This is a genomic window from Psychrobacter sp. H26 (assembly GCF_059073035.1).
Genome location: NZ_JCACRW010000001.1, coordinates 1,826,693 through 1,846,905, shown reverse-complemented (window position 1 = coordinate 1,846,905; position 20,213 = coordinate 1,826,693). Strand labels below are relative to the sequence as shown.

Sequence of the window (20,213 nt, the reverse complement as noted above, 5' to 3'; positions counted from 1 at the left end):
CGCTCACTATAAAAGAACCTTAGATAAAAGAGATAGCACCATGGCAAAACGCTTAGAAAATAATTTTCAGTTTTTAGATGTACCTCGTTTTGATCCCACCAAAAAAGACATTGCCACACGTTCAACAGAGTTTGTCGAAATTTATAAACCGTTCGAAAACGAAGCCGTTGCGCAGCAGTCGCATCGTTGCCTTGAATGTGGTAACCCTTACTGTGAGTGGAAATGTCCAGTCCATAACTATATCCCTAACTGGCTAAAACTGGCCACCGAAGGACAGATTTTTCAAGCTGCTGAACTCTGCCACCGTACCAATACGTTGCCTGAAGTTTGTGGCCGTGTTTGCCCTCAAGATCGTTTGTGTGAGGGCGCTTGTACGCTGAATGATGGCTTTGGTGCCGTGACTATTGGCAATGTAGAAAAATACATTAACGATACTGCGTTTGCACTAGGCTGGCGTCCAGATATGTCTGAAGTCGTTTGGACAGACAAAAAAGTCGCGGTCATTGGTGCAGGACCAGCAGGTCTTGGCTGTGCAGATATTTTGGTCAGAAACGGTGTCAAGCCTGTTGTCTTTGATAAGCGCCCTGAGATTGGTGGCTTGCTGACTTTCGGTATTCCTGAGTTCAAAATGGAAAAAGACGTCATGCGCAATCGCCGTGTGATTTTTGAAGACATGGGTATGGAGTTCCGCTTAGAGACTGAAATCGGTACTGATGTCACTATTGACGAGCTATTGGCAGAATACGACGCGGTCTTTATGGGTATGGGGACATACACGTATATGCGCGGCGGCTTTGCAGGTGAAGAGCTGACAGGCGTTTATGATGCGCTAGATTACTTGATTGCCAATGTAAATCGCTGCAATGACTGGGAAAAAGATGCCGAAGAGTATATCGACTTCAAGGGCAAGAGAGTGGTGGTACTAGGCGGTGGCGATACAGCGATGGACTGTAACCGTACCAGTATTCGCCAAGGCGCTGAACAAGTAGTCTGTGCCTATCGCCGTGACGAAGAAAACATGCCTGGCTCACGCCGCGAAGTAGTCAATGCACGGGAAGAAGGCGTTGAGTTTTTATTCAACCGTCAGCCTACCGAAATCATTGGCTTAAATGGTAAGGTTAATGGGGTTAAGGTCGTGACGACTCACTTAGGTGAGCCAGACAACCGTGGTCGTAGGCGTCCTGAGCCCATTCCTAACTCTGAAGAGATTATTCCATGTGATGCGGTCATTATGGCATTCGGCTTTAGACCCAGTCCTGCTGATTGGTTTGAAGGTTATGAGGTTGAAATGGATCTCAATGGTCTTGTATTGGCTCTTGAAGAGCAGCCTTACAAGTTCCAGACCAAAAATCCAAAGATCTTTGCTGGTGGAGATATGGTTCGCGGTTCTGATTTGGTCGTCACGGCGATTTGGGAAGGTCGTCAGGCAGCGGAAGGTATCCTAGACTTTTTGGAAGTGTAGTTATATTTACCTAAGCTTAGCCACTTATGGCTTTAGTTTATAATTGAACGTCTTTTGTCTTTAATAGGCAGAAGGCGTTTTTTTTGATTAATGCTTTGTAAATGGAGGTTCAACTGCTAGCATGTTTGTGAGCAATCTATGAGCTGTATGATCTGTTTTAATAGTCTTCTATCTCGCTTATCAACTAAAAAGAGTAGCCTTGCGTGAAACCAACCCTTTACCAGCGTATTACTGCTCCATTTACTGAACCTTATGTCCGCTATCAGCATGCAGATGTTTTGCACGCTATTCGCTTGGGTGCGGCCGTGATATTGGCTTTTTTGGTCAACAAACTCACTGGTTTACCACATGGAGAGTGGACGACCATTACGGTTTTTATCATTCTTGGTTTGTTGCAGTATCAAGGTGCGATCTATACTAAGGCAAAAGAGCGCATATTAGGTACGCTATTCGGTATTGCTGCTGCCCTTGGCGTACTATGGTTCAATCAAAATGCAGGCGCATGGCTATGGGTAGACTATGCGCTCATCGGTCTGCTAAGCGGTATCATCGGCTATTTGGCTGTCAGAAAGCTTGGATATACAGGACTGCTGACGGGTATTACCATGCTCATGATTGTCTCTGACTTGGGCAATAACAGTATTGGTCAAGATGGTATTTACCGTGCTCTAAATATTTTGTTGGGTACAGGTGTTGCCGTTGCGGTTACGCTTATTTTGCCACTGAAATCGACTTTGATGTGGCGGTTCTTGTTGAGCAGTAATCTTGACGCCTGTAGCAATCTCTACGCGGGCGTAGGTCATCATATTGATGCAGCAGATGGGGTAGTGGATGATTCTGTCCAAAAGGTAAACCCAGTAGCTTTTCCTGTAGAGGAGGTGCCTGTCGATCGAGCACTAGTCACCGCGTTACAGCAAATCAATAAACGCCTGCTAGCCGTACGCCCTCATATCGCCGCAACAGCAAGTGAGTCAGGGATTGAAAAAGAGACGCTAGAGACGATTCAACGCACGCATCGCAATATCATTGGTACGATTGATTTATTGTTGAGTGCTGCACCGCGCTTGGCCAATATCGAAATAGATGAAGAAAACCATGTGCTATTAATACATTATCAGCATGAGCTGACGCAAGCCATGCAACACATCGCAGCGGTGCTACGTAGCCCCAGTGATGAAGTGTTTCGTCCTATTACTCGCATTGCTGTATCGGAGTACCCAAGCGTGCAGCACTTGGCGTTTGAATGGCAGGGATACTTTTGGTTGACGCAGACTTTGCAGACGCAGCTGCAGCAGTTGAGTGATTTGCTACAGACCTGTAAGCCTCACTGGTTTGCAGCGTCAGGTTTGGGCTATCAGCGCCGTGAGCAGCGCCGGATGAAAGAGCAGGGCGGTGAGACAGATTTGCACTTATAACGCACAAAAAAACGCCGACCATTTAGGATCAGCGTTTTGCTCTTAAAGATTTACTTTATTTCTAAAACTCTAAATCGTTACTAAGCTATGGCTATTAACGACCAGTTTTTAGTTTATCCCAGTACTGCTGATATACCTGCAACGCTTCGTCGCCTACGTCTTCTTGGAACTCAGCTTGTGCAAGGACTTCTTTAGAAGGATAAATTGTCGGGTTGTTCTGAACACTGTCGTCCATCAGCTCACGCGCAGCCATGTTTGGTGAGGCATAACCGATCTCTTCACTAACGATCTTGGCGTTTTCAGGACGCAGCAGATAATCGATAAATTTGTGTGCTGCATCAACTTGTTTGGCGTTTTTTGGAATAACAAAGTTATCCATCCACAATATCGCGCCTTCACTTGGGTATTTATAAACCAAGCTGGTCAGACCCTCGTCATTTGCCATGACAGCCTCGCCATTCCAAGTCATACCAAGCGACGTTTCACCCTCAATATAGGGCATACGTGTCGCATCAGAGTTAAAGGTCTTGACGTTTGGCATCAAGTCAGTCAGCTTATCATAAGCCGCTTCGATCTCGTCAGGGTTGCTACTGTTACCCGAGTAGCCAAGCGTCAGCAAAGCCATACCAAACACTTCACGTACATCGTTGGTCAGCATCACCTGACCTTTGTACTTAGGATCCCATAAGTCATTCCAGCTATTTACAGTCGCAGGATCGACACTATCACCATTTATCGCAAGACCGGTGCTACCCCACATATAAGGGATAGAGTACTTATTTTCAGGATCGACTTTGGTGTTAGTAAATGACGTATCGAGGTTTTTAAAGTTGCTTAATTTAGACTTATCTAGCTCTTGCAACAGTCCCTCTTTCGCCATTTTTTCGACATAATACGTTGAGGGGATTGCCAGATCGTATTGACTAGAGTCATCAAGCAGTTTGAGTTTGGCATACATCGCTTCATTAGAGTCAAACGTGGTGTAATTGACCGAGATACCAGTCTCTTCTTCAAATCCATCCAAAATCTCTTGCGGCATATACTCTGACCAGTTGTACAAGTTGAGCGTCTCATTGCTCGCCGCCGCGCTACCATCTGTTGCATTGTCAGAATTGCTACAGCTGGCTAGTGCCAAGCCAATCGCTGCTGCTAGCAGTGCCTTTGGTACGATACGTCCGATAGGGGTTGGGTTGTCTGGGTGAAACGATGATAAATGAGTCAAAATAGCTCTCCTAAATAAAGACAATACAAAGTAAAAAGAAAATAGCAAAACGATAGATGAATAGCGTCACCAATAACCCTATTATGGTTATTATTCCATGCGATTTAAAGGGCAATTACCAAGACAGTGCGGAGTCATACTAATAAAAACAGTGAATATTGCTCATCGAATAGGCTTATACATTAAGTGTAGAGGTAACGCGTGCTGAGCAGGTTTTTTAGGTCATTGCCAATGATAAGCTGAGTGATGATAGTATATAACCATACTACAATGGGTATAGGAAGCAGTATAAAGACCAGCATAGTCTCACAGCCGAACCTATAGAACATTGAACACACCACAATAGTAAAGGATGCAATACGATGTCTGAACACACCTCTGTTATACCAGCGCTACTCACCAATAAGGTTGCAATTGTCACTGGCGCTAGTCGCGGGCTTGGTGCACAGATTGCCCAGCAAATGGCAGCAGCAGGCGCCATTGTCTGTGTCAACTATCTAAGCAGCGTAGACGCCGCTAATGCGGTAGTTGCTGATATCATAGGGGCGGGCGGACAGGCCTTTGCTTATCAGGCGGATGTTACTGAGCTTGAGCAAGTACAAGCAATGGCTGCTGAGGTCGTCAGCCGTTATGGTCATATCGATATATTGGTCAACAATGCCTTACCGTATTATAAGTTTGACCCAAGTGCTGAATACACCAGTATTGAAACCGTCAAGTGGCCACATTTCTCGCAGCAGATGGATGGTATTGTCAAAGGCGCAGTCAATACAACACAAGCCGTATTGCCACAGATGAAAACACAGCAAATGGGTAAAATTATCAATATCTCAACCAACCTTGTCTACAACCCTGTCGTCACTTATTACGACTATACTACGGCAAAATCTGCACTGATTGGCTTGACGCGTAATTTAGCAAGCGAGCTTGGGCAATATGGTATTCGTGTGAACTTACTGGCAGGCGGGTTATTAAAGACAACCGATGCGAGTAGCTTGACGACTGAAGACGTGTTCGATTATATCGCGACCACCACGCCGCTGCGTCAAGCAACTTCGGTAGCTGACTTTGCCAACGCCGTATTACTTATGTCATCTGATTTGAGTATGGCTATTACTGGACAATCAATTGCTGTTGATGGCGGGCTGACTATGCCTTAGATTCTATGGTTAATGCGAGTCAAAGTAGCCAAATTAATAAGCGCGATGCTTGTATTTGGCTACGGTTTATTTAGCTACGGGCACCGCATAAAATGGCTCTAATATTGCTTGTATACCATACTCTTCGATTGTCCCCGTGACGAAATCAGCACGCTCTATCAGATCAGGTTGTGCATCGCCCATCGCCACGGCGAATCCGACCAAATCAAACATCTCAAGGTCATTAAACCCATCACCAAACGCCATGCAGTCGCTTGCCTCTACGCCATAATATGCACATACATCTTTTATTCCGCGGGCTTTAGAGGCATCCGCGGGTAAGATATCTGCGCCAATTTGATGCCAGTGAACCAGCTTTAGGTCGTACTGTGCAAAGTCAATATCCTGCATCTTTTCTTGCTGGTTATTAAAAAATACAGAACACTGATAGATGGTGTTTGATTGATAGTACTCAGGGTCAACGATAGAATTGGGCGTTATCGCATTGAACTGACGTAATCGATCGTTTTCACCCGACCATGCGATATGAGTGGCGGAGTCAAATTTATGAATGAGCTGGCTCTGCTCACAAAGACGCACGATTTTTTCCGCTTGCTCATCCGTCAATGGATAGTGGCTGATTCGGCCGTTTTTATCGAAGCTATATTGTCCATTCATACAAATAATAGCGTCCAATACGCCGACATCAAGCAGACCCAGAATATCTTCGGGCAGTATAGCTTTGGAGCGACCAGTCGAAATCACCAATTTAATATCAGTGTCTGCTAGCTGTTCAAGGGTGGTTTTATTGTGTGCAGCAATGATACCGCCACGACTCAAAGTATCATCAATATCAAAAAATATGATTTTGGGCGCTGGGGTCTTAGTGGTTATATTTTCTTTGGCAATTTTATCTTCGATAAACATGATGATCCTATTATTTTTGGTCGTTTAGATACTCATGATTTAAATACTACTACAACAGCGCTAAAGAGATAAATACTCATAGCGTAACCTGTGATGTTGTAAAGTCATCTGACAATCAAGTGCTCGATGCTATCGTGTTGAGGTTGACTGACGTTTGTCCAAAAATGTAACAAAACCCCCAACGATATCGGTGACTGAATAGCGTAGTTTTACTAATAGGGCAGTTTAACTAGTAGGTTAGTACCAAACCACCGCCAACAGTTAGCAATATACTAATAATGGTACGTCGCTAACGCATCGGCTATTTAAAGGAATAAATATGAACGTTTCTACTATAAAGTCACTCACCACAAAAACGCTTATGGTTTGTACAACGTTAGCCTTATCTACGCATGTTTTTGCGATGGATGTTACATTTGACGATGCTATGTGGAATGGTAAAACAATACCTGAAGGGCAGCAATGTTTGAACTACGATGGCAAAAGTCCAGCCACACCCAGTATGACTGTCTCAAATATTCCAACAGGTGCAGAGAGCTTGGTGTTCGTTTATAACGACGTCAGCAATAAGCGTATGCAAAGTGGTGGACATGGTATCGTAGAGTTTGCGCTACCAGAAGGCGCAATGAATGCCAAAGTACCACGTGTGTTCGGGCATACTTATGAAGTGCCAGTCGGTATTGAGATGATAGCAGAGTATCGTAGCCGTAAGGGCGATATTCGCGGTGCCTACAAACCACCTTGCTCAGGTGGCAAAAACCACCTCTATACGGTGGACGTGCAGGCATGGCAAGGTGATACGGTACTCGCTGAGACAACCGTTGAGATGGGTCGCTATTGATATATAGATAATCTAAAATTAAATACAAAGAGTTTTTTATACAGCGTTTATAAGCGGGTTTTTGATCAATGCAATCTAGCTGTATTTGTTAAATATATGACAGTAAATGGTGGAAAAATTGATTAAAATTAATAAACAGATACTAAAACGTCATCAACTCAACAAGAAAAACCCAGCTAGTGCTATTTTGGGATTGAATTAGTGTTATAAAGAAATATGGATTAAACTTTTAACTGATTAGAATAATGCTATCGCCCTAGTGATGCCAAGAGTTGTAGTGTTATTTTACTATGACGAATCTTGGTATGGTATCGTGTTAAAATGTTTAAGCTACAATTTCAAAATCATCAAAAGCTAAAAATTTTTATTGATTGTATTTAACTTCAAAATGTATCTTAATTTAGATTATCATTTTTATAAATGAGGTATTTTATGTCTTCTATTATAAGCCATGTTCCAGAAAACAAAAAAAGAAATGGCGAACATATCCTTATCAACATGACATACATCGCCAGAAATGTCGATCTAGACTCAGGCATTGAATTGACTCGTGCACTTGAGTATTGGAGGAGATATTTTGAAGAAAACGGTATCGTTTCAGCGTTGGTTATTAGTGAAGGCTATTTTGTCCAAAGTTTTCAAGGAACAAGACCTGCCATCAGCACTGCCTTACACAAGATATTCGATGAGCATTCAACCATCTTTCCTAATATTATCAACATAGAGGAAATAGAATCACGTCAATGGGACGGTTTTTTGATCAAACATTTAACGTCAAGTAATGAGGATGAATTGTATGCCTTAAAAAGCTTCTCGGCAGGCTCTGACTATAACCCTTATCTCATGAGAAGTAGTCAGATTGAAAAATTTTTGCACGAAATTTTCGCAGACCAAAAAACTTTATGATGACATAACAATCTAACGACCAAAAGAGGGTTGTGAAGGAGAGTTGATGAGTTGTTCTCGCTACAGATTTCCTAGAAAAGGGTATTGTAAGTGTTGTTTTTAGAGTTTAATAAGCTGCAATTGAATAAAAATACAAGCTGGATTTTCGATAATTCATAACTTAAGGTTATCAATTAACAGTCATATAACAAAAAAACTAAGGGGCTATTGATTAGGGTGATTCTTAGATAGTATCTTAAGTTAAATGGATTTTTTAATTAGATATCTTATGCGCAGATTTATTGAATTCTAATTCAGAAGAGAGAAGGGAATGATTTCAGACGAGAGAAATAAAAATGGTGCTCACATTCTCACCAGCTTGACGTATATTGGTAAAAACCGCGAAAAAGACAATGGTGTCAAAATGGCTCGTACGTTTGAGATAGCAAGACGAAACAACGAGCAAAGCGGTATAACTTCAGCACTTGCCATCAATGATAACTATATTATTCAAAATATTGAAGGTTCAAGACTTGATGTCAACGAGCTGATAACCAGAATCATCACAGAACGTCCGCATTTATCAATTCATGTAGTAGAAATTAAAGAAGTGGAAGTACGTAAATGGGATGGTTTTTTGATTAGATATTTAACGTCAGGTCCTGAATACGAAGTGCATACCCTCAAACATTTTTCGGCAGGAACTGATTTTAATCCCTATCTTATGTCAAAGGATCGCATCATAAGCTTTATGGATGCGCTCTTTACAGATAAGCAGCTTAGTGAAATTTAAACTGAGTGTATGTGTTCGTTAAAATGGTATTTTGCCACTTTAGTTTTAATAGCTTTTAGTGTCAGTAGCTCATAGCTTTAATATTCGATATGGTCAGCTACTTCTCTCCTGTAGTACAAGTTCTTATTTTGGTAATACAAATCTCTAGTAGCACAAAAAAGCCGCCTATACGTTTGTGTAGGCGGCTTTTTGGTCTGGCTCTGTACTTTTTTGAGTGCCTTTGCTGTTATAGAGATGTATTGAACGCACCATACATTAGCTTGTATCCATGTTCAAAAGTGCTTTATCCAGTTCAAAAAATTACTTATCTTAGAGCAAATAGTATTTTTGCATTTTAATGAGCGTTCATTAACTTGAGAAGCTTCTATGATATTTACTTCGTACTGATATGGAATACTACTAGCCTGATTTTCCACACTTTCACCATCGTAGATTAACTGCTCATATATTCCCAACTTAGCTTTTGGATATTGTGCTTTCCATACATGACTTTTATTTATGATATCTTGGTAAGAATTTTCAAATCCTTCTTTATCAAATTTATACCAATTACCATCTTGTATCAGTTGATGCTCAGCTCTCATTAAGTTGAATTTTTCATAAAAGCTATCTATCTCAAGAGCTTCTCCGTCATCTATGGCTTGCCAAAAATTAACTATACTTTCTGTTTTATCTTCAACAGTATAAGCGCTCTTTAAACGTTCAATATATCCCAACGTATTTGTATTTAGGACTTGTTCAGTCGATGGGAAGGTAAACCCTAAGCCGTTAACGACTTTTATAAAACCATGAAAGTTATCTACTTGTTTAGAGTTCAATCCTTCTACGGGTTCGTAATACCAAAAATACAGCATAGCATCATCATAGTAGCCTAGCTTTTGCCACTCTTCGATATGATATTTATAGAAATCATATTCCTGCTCATCGATTCTCCAGTTTTCAATAACGAGGTCGACTAGCGCATCAAGGAACTCTATCTGAGTATTGCTAAGATGAGTATTTGGATTCATTTGGATAGCCTCATTACCCAACCTCAACACTCGTTACGTTCTGAAAGCCTCTTGGCAGCTGTCCACCCCGGTTGCCGCGACTACCGGTATAGTTAGCCAAATCATTCGGCTTGAGTGTCACATGGCGTTTACCAGCGGTGATGACAAGGCTATTTTGTTGACTCAGTGGCGTGATGGCGAGTACCTCTTCGCCATCTTTTAACTTGATCAGCTTATTTCCTTTACCGCGAGCCTGTTCAGGCAAATCATCGAGGGCAAATATCAGTAAATATCCGGCATTGGTTACCACAGCGACATGATCAGGACTTATATCTAGCTTGGTGGTCTCGTCATCAGTACTATCCGCCATTTTTACTGGTGCATCGATACGAGCAACAGACAGCAGACGGCTATCAGCAGCTAGATTAATGACATTTTTACCTGCCTTTTGATTGCTGTCTAAATTACCAAGGGTGTTGATAAAACCATAGCCCTGCGAGCTGGCAAGAATGATGCGTTGATCGTCAGCACCCGTCAATAGCTGCTCAAAGCTGGCACCTGCTGGCGGCTTCAATACACTGGTCAGTGGATCACCTTGACCGCGCGCTGAGGCGAGGTTGTGCGCATCGATACTGTAGCTGCGTCCAGTACTGTCAAGTACGTAGATTTTTTCATTGGATTTACCGCGCACATGGGCTTGATAGCTGTCACCTGAACGATAGCTCATACCAGCGGCATCGACGTCATGACCTTTGGCAGCACGAATCCAGCCTGCTTTTGATAAGATAGCGGTAATAGGCTCACTCGGCACCAGATCAGACTCTTTTAGTGCTTGTGCTTCTTCACGTTCTGCTAATGGTGATACGCGCTCGTTGCCATGCTCTTTCATATCGGCAGTCAGCTCATCGATCATCAGGTTGGTCAGACTGTCTGGGTTATCTAAATACTCTTGAATGATGGCACGCTCGGCAGCCAATTCGTCTTGCTCGCGGCGCAGCTCAATTTCCTCTAGCTTTGCTAGCTGACGCAGACGAATATCCAAGATTGCATTGGCTTGAATATCAGTTAAGTCATAGTCCTGCATCAGTGTCGCTTTTGGATCGTCTTCTTCACGAATGATGCGAATGACTTCGTCGATATTAAGATATGCAATCAGCAAACCTGCAAGAATGTGCAAGCGCTTATCGATTTTATCAAGACGATATTGCAGACGGCGCGTGACCACTGAGCGGCGACAGATGAGCCATTCTTCCAACACTTCTTTTAGGTTTTTGACCTGCGGCTTACCATTGAGGCCAATCATATTCATATTGACGCGATAGTTACTCTCTAGGTCTGTACTGGCGAATAGATGACTCATAACACGCTCGACATCGACCCGCGTCGAGCGTAGCTCTAATACAATACGGCAGGCATTCTCGTGATCCGACTCATCATGAATATCGGTGATCCAAGGCAGCTTTTTGTCCGTCATGAGCTTGGCAATTTGCTCTTGGATTTTGTTGCCTGAGACTTGGTAGGGTAGCGCATCAATGATGACGAGATTCTTCTCTTTAGTATCGATATGGAACGTGGCGCGCATCTTATAGCTGCCACGACCCGTCTCGTACATCGCCTGCAAGTCTTTTTTGCTAGTGATGATCTCAGCTGGCGTTGGTAAGTCAGGTGCTGGTATCGATTGGGTAAGCTGCTTCACCGACAGCTCAGGATTTTTGAGCAAGCGAATCGCTGCCCGTACCACTTCATTGAGGTTATGCGGCGGAATATCCGTTGCCATACCGACGGCAATACCTGTCGTGCCGTTCAATAGGATATTAGGCAAGCGAGCAGGCAAGGTGGTTGGCTCTTGCATGGTGCCATCGAAGTTATCTTGCCAGTCGACGGTGCCTTGTCCCAACTCTGCCAGCAAGGTATTGGCATAAGCTGACATTTTTGCTTCGGTATAACGCATAGCCGCAAAGGACTTAGGGTCATCTGGACTACCCCAGTTACCTTGACCTGTGATGAGCGGATAGCGATAGCTGAACGGCTGTGCCATCAGTACCATGGCCTCATAACAAGCGCTGTCCCCATGCGGATGGTACTTACCCAGCACATCACCAACGGTACGTGCGGATTTTTTTGCTTTAGCAGAGGATTTTAGGCCAAGCTCGCTCATAGCGTAGACGATACGGCGCTGGACAGGTTTTAGACCGTCAGCGATATTGGGTAGTGCCCGATCCATGATGACGTACATGGCGTAGTTGAGATACGCCTGCTCGGTGAATTCTGCAACTGAGCGAGTATCCATCGGTTCATTAGCAATGGGTGGAGCAATCGTATTATCAATAACATCAGACATAAAATAGATTTCGCTTATAGATTTTTAATTAGTATGGTTTATATAGTGATGCATAGCGTGAATAGGCGTCGCAGTGTCTATTGGGTTCGGCGCGACATTCACTTAAAATTAAGATAGTGCTATCGTAAAGGATATTGAGCCAATTAAAAAGGCGTATGTCAGAATATACGACAGCTCGTGACGTGCTTATGACTTACCTTTATAGACTTCCAGTGTGGTGTTTTGACACGTAGCTTTCGCCCGTTAAGTTGAGTATAGTAAATCTAATATTTTTTTAAGTTATTAATAAATATCTCATTATATTGGCTATAAAAATTTATTAGCTGGCAAGTTTATACTATCGACAAGGACACGTCGCCATTGACCTATTTACAATAAGGAAAATCTGCTATGTCATCTGACCATTTATCATCAATACCAATACGTAACGCTGCGAAAAACACGACCAGGCATATAGTCAAAAGCTCACCTAAGAACTTACCTAAAAGCACATTCTTAACAGTCACTATTGCCACTATCGCCAGTTTAGGACTTGTAGCCTGCAGCTCATCGCAGAGAGACAGCTCCGTGTCAACTGTGAGCAGTAGCACCGTCGGTCAGGACACAGTCGTGGTATCAGAGTCTATGATGATTGCGCCAAACAAGATGAGTGTAACCAATGCCTCACAGATGATGATACGTGCTGCGCCTCAGTTGGGTATTCGTCCTTTGCCTAGTATAGCAATACAGCCAAAAACAAGAGACAACTATCAAGAAAACACCGCCAACCCTGTGCACCGTACGACCGATATGGCAGTATCGACACTGTCTATTGATACAGATACAGGCAGCTATGCCAACGTGCGCCGCTACCTAAACGAAGGTCAGCTTCCTCCAGTTGATGCTGTACGGGTAGAGGAGTTGATTAACTATTTCAATTATCAATTTGATGATGCTAAGCGCGTCGGCAACGCGCCATTTGTTGTGGCAACTGAAGTTGTTGAGACGCCATGGGATAGCGCCGACCAGAACAATAGAATAGTCAAGATCGGTATCAAAGCCGTTGAGAAAAATGGGTCTTATAAGACTGACACGCAGTCTATGCCACCTGCCAACCTCGTATTCTTAGTCGATGTCTCAGGCTCTATGTCGTCGCGTGACAAATTGCCACTAGCGCAATCCTCGCTCAAGCTGCTGACAGAGCAGATGCGTGCTCAAGACAGCATTAGCATTGTGACGTATTCAGGCAGTACTAATGTGGCATTGTCTGCGACTACGGGTGACCAAAAAGCAAAAATACTTGCTGCAATTGATAGCTTGAATGCGGCAGGGTCAACCAACGGCGAAGACGCTCTAAAGCTGGCTTATAGACAAGCTGAACAAGCAATGAAAAAGAATGGTATCAACCGTATTGTCATGCTGACCGATGGCGATTTTAATGTTGGTATTAGTGATGTCGATGACATGCTAGATGTAGTCAAAGCCAATCGTGACCGTGGTATCTCGTTATCTACCGTCGGCTTTGGTCGCGGTAATCTAAACGACTATATGATGGAGCAAATGGCAGATAACGGCAATGGCAATTATAGCTATATCGATAGCTTAACAGAAGCCAAAAAGGTCTTTGGTGATGAGCTAGCAGCAACATTCAATACCGTTGCCAAAGACGTCAAAGTACAAGTAGAGTTCAACCCTAATGTGGTGAGTGAATGGCGCTTGATCGGTTACGAAAATCGTGTGCTTGATGAGCAAGACTTTAACAATGACAAAGTCGATGCAGGCGAACTGGGCGCTGGCAAAGCGGTCATTGCGCTTTTTGAAGTGACACCAACAGGACAAAAAGGCTTATATAGTGATAGGCGTTATGGTACGAGTAGTGATAAAGAGATGAATGCCAATATCAACAAAGGTAAAAGAACCAATGAGCTTGGTTATCTAAAGATACGTTATAAAGATCCTACGGGCAGCCGCTCAAAACTGATCAACCAGCCGATTGTGAACGCTGCTCAGGTACTTACCAAAGCCAGTATGGATACCCAGTTTGCGATAGCTGTGGCAGGGTTTGGTCAGCGTTTAAACCAGAGCGATTATATAAACAATTGGCAATATGACGATAGTGCCAAGCTCGTACAGAACACCATCGACGCTAGAGCAAGTAGCGACAAAGATGGTATTCGTCGCAACTTTATAACATTGACTGAGCTGGCTGGTGCGCTTGAGAGTACTCGATAACAGGCTTGTACCATGCCAAAAGTATTACTAAAAGTAAAAAATACACTATGCTCGATTTGGGGAATGGGATTGGTTGCTAACTATGTAAATGATTGATATTTATATCAATAGTAGCAGTCAAGCCAGTTTGAGAACTCGTGTAGCAATCTTTTATATTGAGTAGTCTGTACAAAGTGTGTATGTTAATGAACAAAGGGCTACTTACCACTATATTGTCCGCTTATCATCGTATGATTATATCTTAGTCTCGCTGACCATTATGATGGCAAGCTTGTGCTCTGATTTTTCGCATAGGTATCATATTGCGATTTGCATGAGTGGACGGTAATGTTTATTACTAGGAGAGAAAAGATTATGGAAAATCAAGGTAACATGACTCGTCGTGACGACAAAGTATGGGTAAAAACGTATGAAAAGCTAGGCATTCAGTATGATATCGATATGCCACCAGCCAATACGTCTCTCATCGATATCATTGAGCAAAACTTCATCAACTATGCTGGAAAGACAGCATTTGTCTGTATGGATGTAAAGCTGTCTTACGAAGAGTTGGATCTCTATAGTAAACAAGTCGCTGCCTATCTACAGTCACTAGGATTGCAAAAAGGCGATAAAGTTGCGGTGATGATGCCCAACATTTTACAGCTGCCTGTTGCTGTACTGGGCGTGCTGCGTGCTGGCATGACATTGGTCAATGTCAATCCACTCTACACGACTAAAGAGCTGTCGCATCAGTTAACAGATTCAGATACCAAAGCTCTGATCTTACTTGAGAACTTTGCCAAAACTTATGAAGACATCGGTCAGGATTTGGTTGACCATGTTGTTGTGGCTTCAATGGGCGATATGATGAGTCCGCTCAAAGGATTTATTGTTAATGCTGTTGTACGTCATGTCAAAAAAATGGTACCTGACTATCATATCAAAGGCAGTGTTAAGTTCAAAAAAGCAATGAACCGCTTTTCTGCTGCAAACTATAAGCGTCCCAATAACATCGGTCTCGATGATGTCGCTGTACTGCAGTATACCGGTGGTACTACTGGTGTCGCCAAAGGCGCGATGCTAACGCATGGTAACTTGGTGGCCAACCTGATTCAGAGCGATACGTATCTAGGTGATGCTTTTGAGAAGTTTGAGAAGGGTAACGAGCAGCCGGTTATTATGACTGCTCTACCGCTATATCATATTTTCTCGTTTACCGTTTGTGGTATGTATGGCTTATATCGTGGTTGTATTGGTCTACTCGTACCAAACCCGCGTGATCTACCAAGCTTGATCAAAGCATACAAAGATTATCCGCCAGCGTTTTTCCCAGCAGTAAATACATTGTTTACCGCGCTTGCTAACAACGAAGAGTTTCAGTCGTTAAATCATAGTAAGCTTGAGATGTCTATGGGCGGCGGTATGGCAGTACTAAAAGACACTGCGACCAAGTGGGAACAAGTAACGGGTAACGTCATCGTTCAGGGTTATGGTCTGTCAGAGACTTCGCCAGTGGCGTCAGCAAATCCACATGGTACAGGCGAGTTTTCAGGTAACATTGGTCTGCCGATGCCTGCCACTGATATGGCAATCTTGGATGAAGAAGGCAATGAAGTTGCCCTAGGTGAGCGCGGTGAGATTAGTATCCGTGGTCCTCAGGTAATGAAGGGCTACTGGAAACGCGAAGACGCGACTGCTGAGGTTATGACCTCGGATGGTTTCTTCCGTACTGGTGATATTGGGGTGATGGACGAAGAAGGCTACTTTAAGATTGTCGATCGCAAAAAAGACATGATCTTGGTATCTGGTTTTAACGTCTATCCAAACGAAGTAGAAGATGCGATGTCGATACATCCAAAGATTTTGGAGTGTGGTGTTATCGGTATTGATGATGAGAAGAGCGGTGAGGTACCAAAGATTTATGTGGTACGTAGCGATGCTAGCCTGACAGCTGATGAAGTTATCGCTTATGGTAAAGAAAACCTGACTGGCTACAAACGTCCACGTCATGTTGAGTTTATCGATGAGCTACCAAAATCTAACGTCGGTAAAATCCTACGTAAAGACCTACGTGCGCTCGAAGAGAAAAACAACGGTTAGGCTGCCAACACTCAGTGTCAGACAGTTATTTTATGAGTACAGTTATTAGTAGCGATTACTTATAAAGTACTAGACTCATCAATACCGTTATAATCAAAATGATAAGGTTGCTCTATGCTGCCTTATCATTTTTTGTATTCGTAACCTTTGTGAACACTCATGCTCAAGCGGTATAGATAGAGAATTTGTGGCAAAACTGCTATAGTGCCCACCGATATATTTTTGTATTTATTTACAACAGAGTATTGATTTTACTTAGTATGACTTGCAAAACGACTATGATCATTATGACTTTGCCCTACCGAGGCTTAATATCATTTATTATGCGCTAAGTGATGTTTTTCAGTCCACAAAGCTTATGCATGATACTGCTTGTGAACGATAAATAGCTTGAGGTTAACTGCTGTTTATCTACGAGCGTATTATCATAAACCAAATATAAAAAACGGTGTTTTTATATAGAATATTCTATGTCTTTAACGGTAACATTTAGGGAAAACTATGACGGATAACATCAATAAAGAGACGACAGACAATAACGCTGAGACCAATGGCACAGGCAATGCGTCTGAATATACTTATCAGGATAATGCATTTCCTACTATGCCCACCATCGCCAGTGACAGTCCGTGGTTAAGCGCGTATGAGCGCTATAGCATCGATGCGACCATCGATATGCCAGAGGACAACACCTCTTTACTTGATGTATTTGAGCGTAACTTTAGCCGTTATGGACAAAAAACAGCCTATATCTGCATGGGCGCGTCTATCAGTTTTAAGCAGTTAGATCTATATAGTCGCCAGATCGCCAGTTACTTGCAGTCATTAGGTCTGGTCAAAGGCGATAAAGTTGGGGTCATGATGCCCAATATCTTGCAGTATCCGGTCGTGGCTTTGGGCGTTATTCGCGCCGGTATGATACTGGTCAATGTAAACCCGCTTTATACCAGTCGCGAGCTGTCGCATCAGTTGCATGACAGTGGTGCCAAAGCATTATTCATCGTTGAAAATTTTGCAAAAACCTACCAAGACGCAGAAGACAAAGGTCAGGTTGAGCATGTCGTTGTCTGCAAAGTTGGTGACATGCTGGGCACAGTAAAAGGGACCGTGATCAATCTTGTCGCTCGCCATATCAAAAAGATGATCCCTCCTTATAGCATCCCAAATAGTGTGAGTTTTAAGCACGCATTAGGTGCGGTATCTGCCAGTAAGTATGCGCGCCCTGAGTTGAACCTGGATGATGTGGCATTGTTACAGTACACTGGTGGTACGACAGGCGTGGCTAAAGGTGCGATGTTGTCACATGGCAATCTAGTTGCCAATATGCTACAGGTCAGCGCATTGATGAATAGCGCTTTTGATGATGATGTGGACGGCAGAGATGTGATCTTGACGGCGCTACCGCTGTACCATGTATTCTCCTTTATGGTATGCGGCATATGCAGTATGTACCAAGGTTATGCTGGTCTGCTCATTCCCAATCCGCGTGATCTTGATGGTCTTATCAAAGAGATGGGGAAATACAAACCGTCTTTTATCCCAGCCGTAAATACACTGTTCAATGGTTTGGTGCATAAAGAGAGTTTTGCCGACTTAGATTTTTCTAATCTAAAAGCCTCTATCGGCGGCGGTATGTCTGTATTGCCGAGCGTCGCCAAAGAGTGGCACAAAATCACAGGCTTGCCGATTGTCGAAGGCTATGGTTTGTCTGAGACTTCACCAGTCGTCGCTTTTAACCCGATGACTATTGCAGAGTTCACAGGAAAAATTGGTATCCCTGCGCCTAGTACTGATGTTGTGCTAATCGATGAAGAAGAGAATGTAGTGGCTATGGGCGATCGCGGTGAGATCTGTGTTAAGGGTCCGCAAGTCATGATTGGCTATCAGAACCGTCCGCAAGAGACAGCCGAATCCTTCACCGCTAGTGGCTACTTAAAGACAGGTGACATCGGTATCATGGACGAAAAAGGTTTTATCAAAATTGTCGATCGCAAAAAAGATATGATTTTGGTATCTGGTTTTAATGTCTATCCAAATGAGATCGAAGAAGCCATGAGCGAACATCCGGCTGTGGTAGAGTGCGGTGCTATTGGCGTGCCAAATGACGAACGCGGCGAAGAGCCAAAACTGTTTGTAGTCAAAAAAAGTGACGTCACCGAAAAAGAGCTACTCGATTACGGCAAAAAACAGCTGACTGGTTACAAGCGTCCGCGTCACATACAGTTCGTTGATGAATTACCAAAGTCGAACGTTGGCAAAATCCTACGTAAAGAATTGCGTAAGATGGAAGGCTTAGAATAACTATTAACGTCGATTATCCCCTAATGAGTGGTGCGATAGCTAGTGCGAATCTTGCTATTACGCTGCCGCCACGTTAGGATATCTTAATATTTTAGTCAGACAAACACCTATTAATTGGTTCATTAGCCATCGACAGTGCGCTTTTATGACACTGCTTTTACAACATTGTACTAGGAATTTTTATGCGTATTGACAATCGTGAACTTGACCAACTTCGCTCTATCAGCTTTGAGCGTCACTATACTAAGCATGCTGAAGGGTCCGTACTGGTCAGTTTTGGCGATACCAAAGTACTCTGTACGGCTAGTGTCGAATCTGGCGTGCCACGCTGGCTCAAAGGTAAAGGCAAAGGCTGGATTACGGCTGAATACGGCATGCTGCCACGTGCAACCAATACCCGTAATCAGCGTGAAGCGGCTCGTGGTAAGCAATCAGGTCGTACCCAAGAGATTCAGCGTTTGATCGGTCGTAGCTTACGTGCCATGATTGATTTGAGTAAGCTTGGTGAAAACACCATTTATCTTGATTGTGATGTATTACAGGCAGATGGTGGTACTCGTACAGCCAGTATCACTGGTGCGGCAATTGCACTGATTGATGCGTTAGAAACCATCCAAAAGAGCAAAAAACTTAAAGCAGATCCACTCATCGGATTGGTCGCTGCGGTTTCTGTCGGTATGAAAGACGGCGAAGCTTATCTGGATTTGAACTACGAAGAAGACTCTAGTTGTGACACTGATTTGAACGTGGTTATGACTCAAAAAGGCGAGTTTATTGAGCTACAAGGAACTGCTGAAGAAAAGCCGTTCACTCGTGCGCAAGCAGACGCTATGCTATCAATGGCAGAAAAAGGCATCGCTGAATTGATTAAGATGCAACAGACAGCGCTTGGCTGGTAGTCCAGTTATCATATAGTACGCTGTCTTTATCTCTGGTTTTAATAACTGCCTGTTAGCTTCTGATAGGCAGTTTTTTATTAAAAAATATCTCCTGTGTCTATTAATAGGTAAAAATGCATGCTTAAGCTGACTGACGATGGCGCCAAAATCACCTTACAGGGTCAGCCAAGTACTGCTGACAATGGTATGTTCTGGTTTGGGTCTGCGCTACTGATAGGCGCGGTCGCGGTGGCTATGGCAATGAGTCTACTGTCTGAACGATTGGCGATTGGTGCGCTGGCACTACTTATCATCGGTAGCTTTGTATTTAACAAAAAACGTCAGCAGCATAAGAAAGCCATGAGCGGTGTGATCAGCAGTGGTACATTGTGGGTGCGCGCTGGTGATTTGGTTCATGACAATCTAGGCAAGCGTGAGCATATCCATCTCACTGACAATGACAAAATCGTGATAAATGGTGACACCTTACAGATTGTTGATGATAGCGACGTCCGTAAATACCATATTACAGGTTTTGAAAGTATCCAAGAAGTAAAAGCAACGAAAGCTATATTAGAAGGGCAGGCGCTGACCAAACGTCACGTAAATATCAAAATGAAAAGTAACTGATATGATCGCTCACTCTCACACGGTGCGAAATCACAGCTATTATCTTCGTATCATCTAAATTCCTAACCCAAGTGTCATTTTAAATTCTACTCTGCGC

At 43.2% G+C, this 20,213-nt stretch carries 15 protein-coding genes; 11 read left to right on the top strand and 4 right to left on the bottom strand.

Annotated elements, in window-relative coordinates:
- Positions 1-40: 40 nt before the first annotated feature.
- Entirely contained in the window at positions 41-1,462 is a 1,422-nt protein-coding gene (locus tag AC5JPT_RS07640) for an FAD-dependent oxidoreductase (protein ID WP_319050978.1), read from the top strand.
- A 203-nt stretch (positions 1,463-1,665) separates the two neighbouring features.
- The gene (locus AC5JPT_RS07635) at positions 1,666-2,877 is read left to right on the top strand and encodes an FUSC family protein (RefSeq protein ID WP_493857685.1); all 1,212 of its coding nucleotides are present in this window, start codon (positions 1,666-1,668) and stop codon (positions 2,875-2,877) included.
- A 94-nt stretch (positions 2,878-2,971) separates the two neighbouring features.
- Here AC5JPT_RS07635 and AC5JPT_RS07630 read toward each other — a convergent pair whose 3' ends face one another.
- Positions 2,972-4,099 (bottom strand): ABC transporter substrate-binding protein, encoded by a 1,128-nt coding sequence (locus AC5JPT_RS07630; RefSeq protein ID WP_493857684.1) that lies wholly within the window; start codon positions 4,097-4,099, stop codon positions 2,972-2,974.
- A 362-nt stretch (positions 4,100-4,461) separates the two neighbouring features.
- Here AC5JPT_RS07630 and AC5JPT_RS07625 point away from each other — a divergent pair, with 362 nt between their 5' ends.
- Positions 4,462-5,259 (top strand): 3-oxoacyl-ACP reductase, encoded by a 798-nt coding sequence (locus AC5JPT_RS07625; protein ID WP_493857683.1) that lies wholly within the window; start codon positions 4,462-4,464, stop codon positions 5,257-5,259.
- 66 nt (positions 5,260-5,325) lie between these two features.
- Here the strand turns inward: AC5JPT_RS07625 and AC5JPT_RS07620 are convergent, their stop codons facing one another.
- Positions 5,326-6,165 carry an HAD family hydrolase gene (locus AC5JPT_RS07620; RefSeq protein ID WP_493857682.1) on the bottom strand — a complete coding sequence of 280 codons (840 nt, stop codon included), beginning with the start codon at positions 6,163-6,165 and terminating at the stop codon, positions 5,326-5,328.
- 319 nt (positions 6,166-6,484) lie between these two features.
- Here AC5JPT_RS07620 and AC5JPT_RS07615 point away from each other — a divergent pair, with 319 nt between their 5' ends.
- From AC5JPT_RS07615 to AC5JPT_RS07605, 3 genes are all read left to right on the top strand, one after another.
- Positions 6,485-7,006 carry a hypothetical protein gene (locus AC5JPT_RS07615; RefSeq protein ID WP_493857681.1) on the top strand — a complete coding sequence of 174 codons (522 nt, stop codon included), beginning with the start codon at positions 6,485-6,487 and terminating at the stop codon, positions 7,004-7,006.
- A 432-nt stretch (positions 7,007-7,438) separates the two neighbouring features.
- Positions 7,439-7,912 (top strand): BLUF domain-containing protein, encoded by a 474-nt coding sequence (locus AC5JPT_RS07610; RefSeq protein WP_493857680.1) that lies wholly within the window; start codon positions 7,439-7,441, stop codon positions 7,910-7,912.
- A 310-nt stretch (positions 7,913-8,222) separates the two neighbouring features.
- Positions 8,223-8,684: a BLUF domain-containing protein gene (locus AC5JPT_RS07605; RefSeq protein ID WP_443525587.1), complete on the top strand. Its 462-nt coding sequence runs from the start codon at positions 8,223-8,225 to the stop codon at positions 8,682-8,684.
- Between the two features lie 272 nt (positions 8,685-8,956).
- Here AC5JPT_RS07605 and AC5JPT_RS07600 read toward each other — a convergent pair whose 3' ends face one another.
- Both AC5JPT_RS07600 and parC read right to left on the bottom strand, forming a co-directional pair.
- The gene (locus AC5JPT_RS07600; RefSeq protein ID WP_493857679.1) at positions 8,957-9,694 is read right to left on the bottom strand and encodes a hypothetical protein; all 738 of its coding nucleotides are present in this window, start codon (positions 9,692-9,694) and stop codon (positions 8,957-8,959) included.
- A 13-nt stretch (positions 9,695-9,707) separates the two neighbouring features.
- Positions 9,708-12,014: a DNA topoisomerase IV subunit A gene (parC, locus tag AC5JPT_RS07595; RefSeq protein WP_493857678.1), complete on the bottom strand. Its 2,307-nt coding sequence runs from the start codon at positions 12,012-12,014 to the stop codon at positions 9,708-9,710.
- A gap of 567 nt (positions 12,015-12,581) precedes the next feature.
- Between parC and AC5JPT_RS07590 the strand changes: the two genes are divergently transcribed.
- The 5 genes from AC5JPT_RS07590 to AC5JPT_RS07570 all read left to right on the top strand — a co-directional run bounded on the left by AC5JPT_RS07590 (position 12,582) and on the right by AC5JPT_RS07570 (position 20,116).
- Positions 12,582-14,225 (top strand): vWA domain-containing protein, encoded by a 1,644-nt coding sequence (locus AC5JPT_RS07590; RefSeq protein WP_493857677.1) that lies wholly within the window; start codon positions 12,582-12,584, stop codon positions 14,223-14,225.
- 354 nt (positions 14,226-14,579) lie between these two features.
- Positions 14,580-16,307, top strand: a complete 1,728-nt coding sequence (locus AC5JPT_RS07585; RefSeq protein ID WP_493857676.1) for an AMP-binding protein — start codon at positions 14,580-14,582, stop codon at positions 16,305-16,307.
- A gap of 501 nt (positions 16,308-16,808) precedes the next feature.
- Positions 16,809-18,608, top strand: a complete 1,800-nt coding sequence (locus tag AC5JPT_RS07580) for an AMP-binding protein (protein ID WP_493857675.1) — start codon at positions 16,809-16,811, stop codon at positions 18,606-18,608.
- A 182-nt stretch (positions 18,609-18,790) separates the two neighbouring features.
- Positions 18,791-19,507 (top strand): ribonuclease PH, encoded by a 717-nt coding sequence (gene rph, locus AC5JPT_RS07575; protein ID WP_194364566.1) that lies wholly within the window; start codon positions 18,791-18,793, stop codon positions 19,505-19,507.
- Between the two features lie 117 nt (positions 19,508-19,624).
- A complete protein-coding gene (locus AC5JPT_RS07570; protein ID WP_493857674.1) occupies positions 19,625-20,116 on the top strand; it encodes a hypothetical protein in 492 nt (163 codons plus the stop codon).
- Positions 20,117-20,213: the final 97 nt, after the last annotated feature.

Coding starts and splice junctions, on each gene's coding strand:
- AC5JPT_RS07640 (WP_319050978.1), top strand. CDS start 41: ATGGCAAAACGCTTAGAAAATAATTTTCAGTTTTTAGATGTACCTCGT.
- AC5JPT_RS07625 (WP_493857683.1), top strand. CDS start 4,462: ATGTCTGAACACACCTCTGTTATACCAGCGCTACTCACCAATAAGGTT.
- AC5JPT_RS07620 (WP_493857682.1), bottom strand. CDS start 6,165: ATGTTTATCGAAGATAAAATTGCCAAAGAAAATATAACCACTAAGACC.
- AC5JPT_RS07615 (WP_493857681.1), top strand. CDS start 6,485: ATGAACGTTTCTACTATAAAGTCACTCACCACAAAAACGCTTATGGTT.
- AC5JPT_RS07610 (WP_493857680.1), top strand. CDS start 7,439: ATGTCTTCTATTATAAGCCATGTTCCAGAAAACAAAAAAAGAAATGGC.
- AC5JPT_RS07605 (WP_443525587.1), top strand. CDS start 8,223: ATGATTTCAGACGAGAGAAATAAAAATGGTGCTCACATTCTCACCAGC.
- AC5JPT_RS07600 (WP_493857679.1), bottom strand. CDS start 9,694: ATGAATCCAAATACTCATCTTAGCAATACTCAGATAGAGTTCCTTGAT.
- parC (WP_493857678.1), bottom strand. CDS start 12,014: ATGTCTGATGTTATTGATAATACGATTGCTCCACCCATTGCTAATGAA.
- AC5JPT_RS07585 (WP_493857676.1), top strand. CDS start 14,580: ATGGAAAATCAAGGTAACATGACTCGTCGTGACGACAAAGTATGGGTA.
- AC5JPT_RS07580 (WP_493857675.1), top strand. CDS start 16,809: ATGACGGATAACATCAATAAAGAGACGACAGACAATAACGCTGAGACC.
- rph (WP_194364566.1), top strand. CDS start 18,791: ATGCGTATTGACAATCGTGAACTTGACCAACTTCGCTCTATCAGCTTT.
- AC5JPT_RS07570 (WP_493857674.1), top strand. CDS start 19,625: ATGCTTAAGCTGACTGACGATGGCGCCAAAATCACCTTACAGGGTCAG.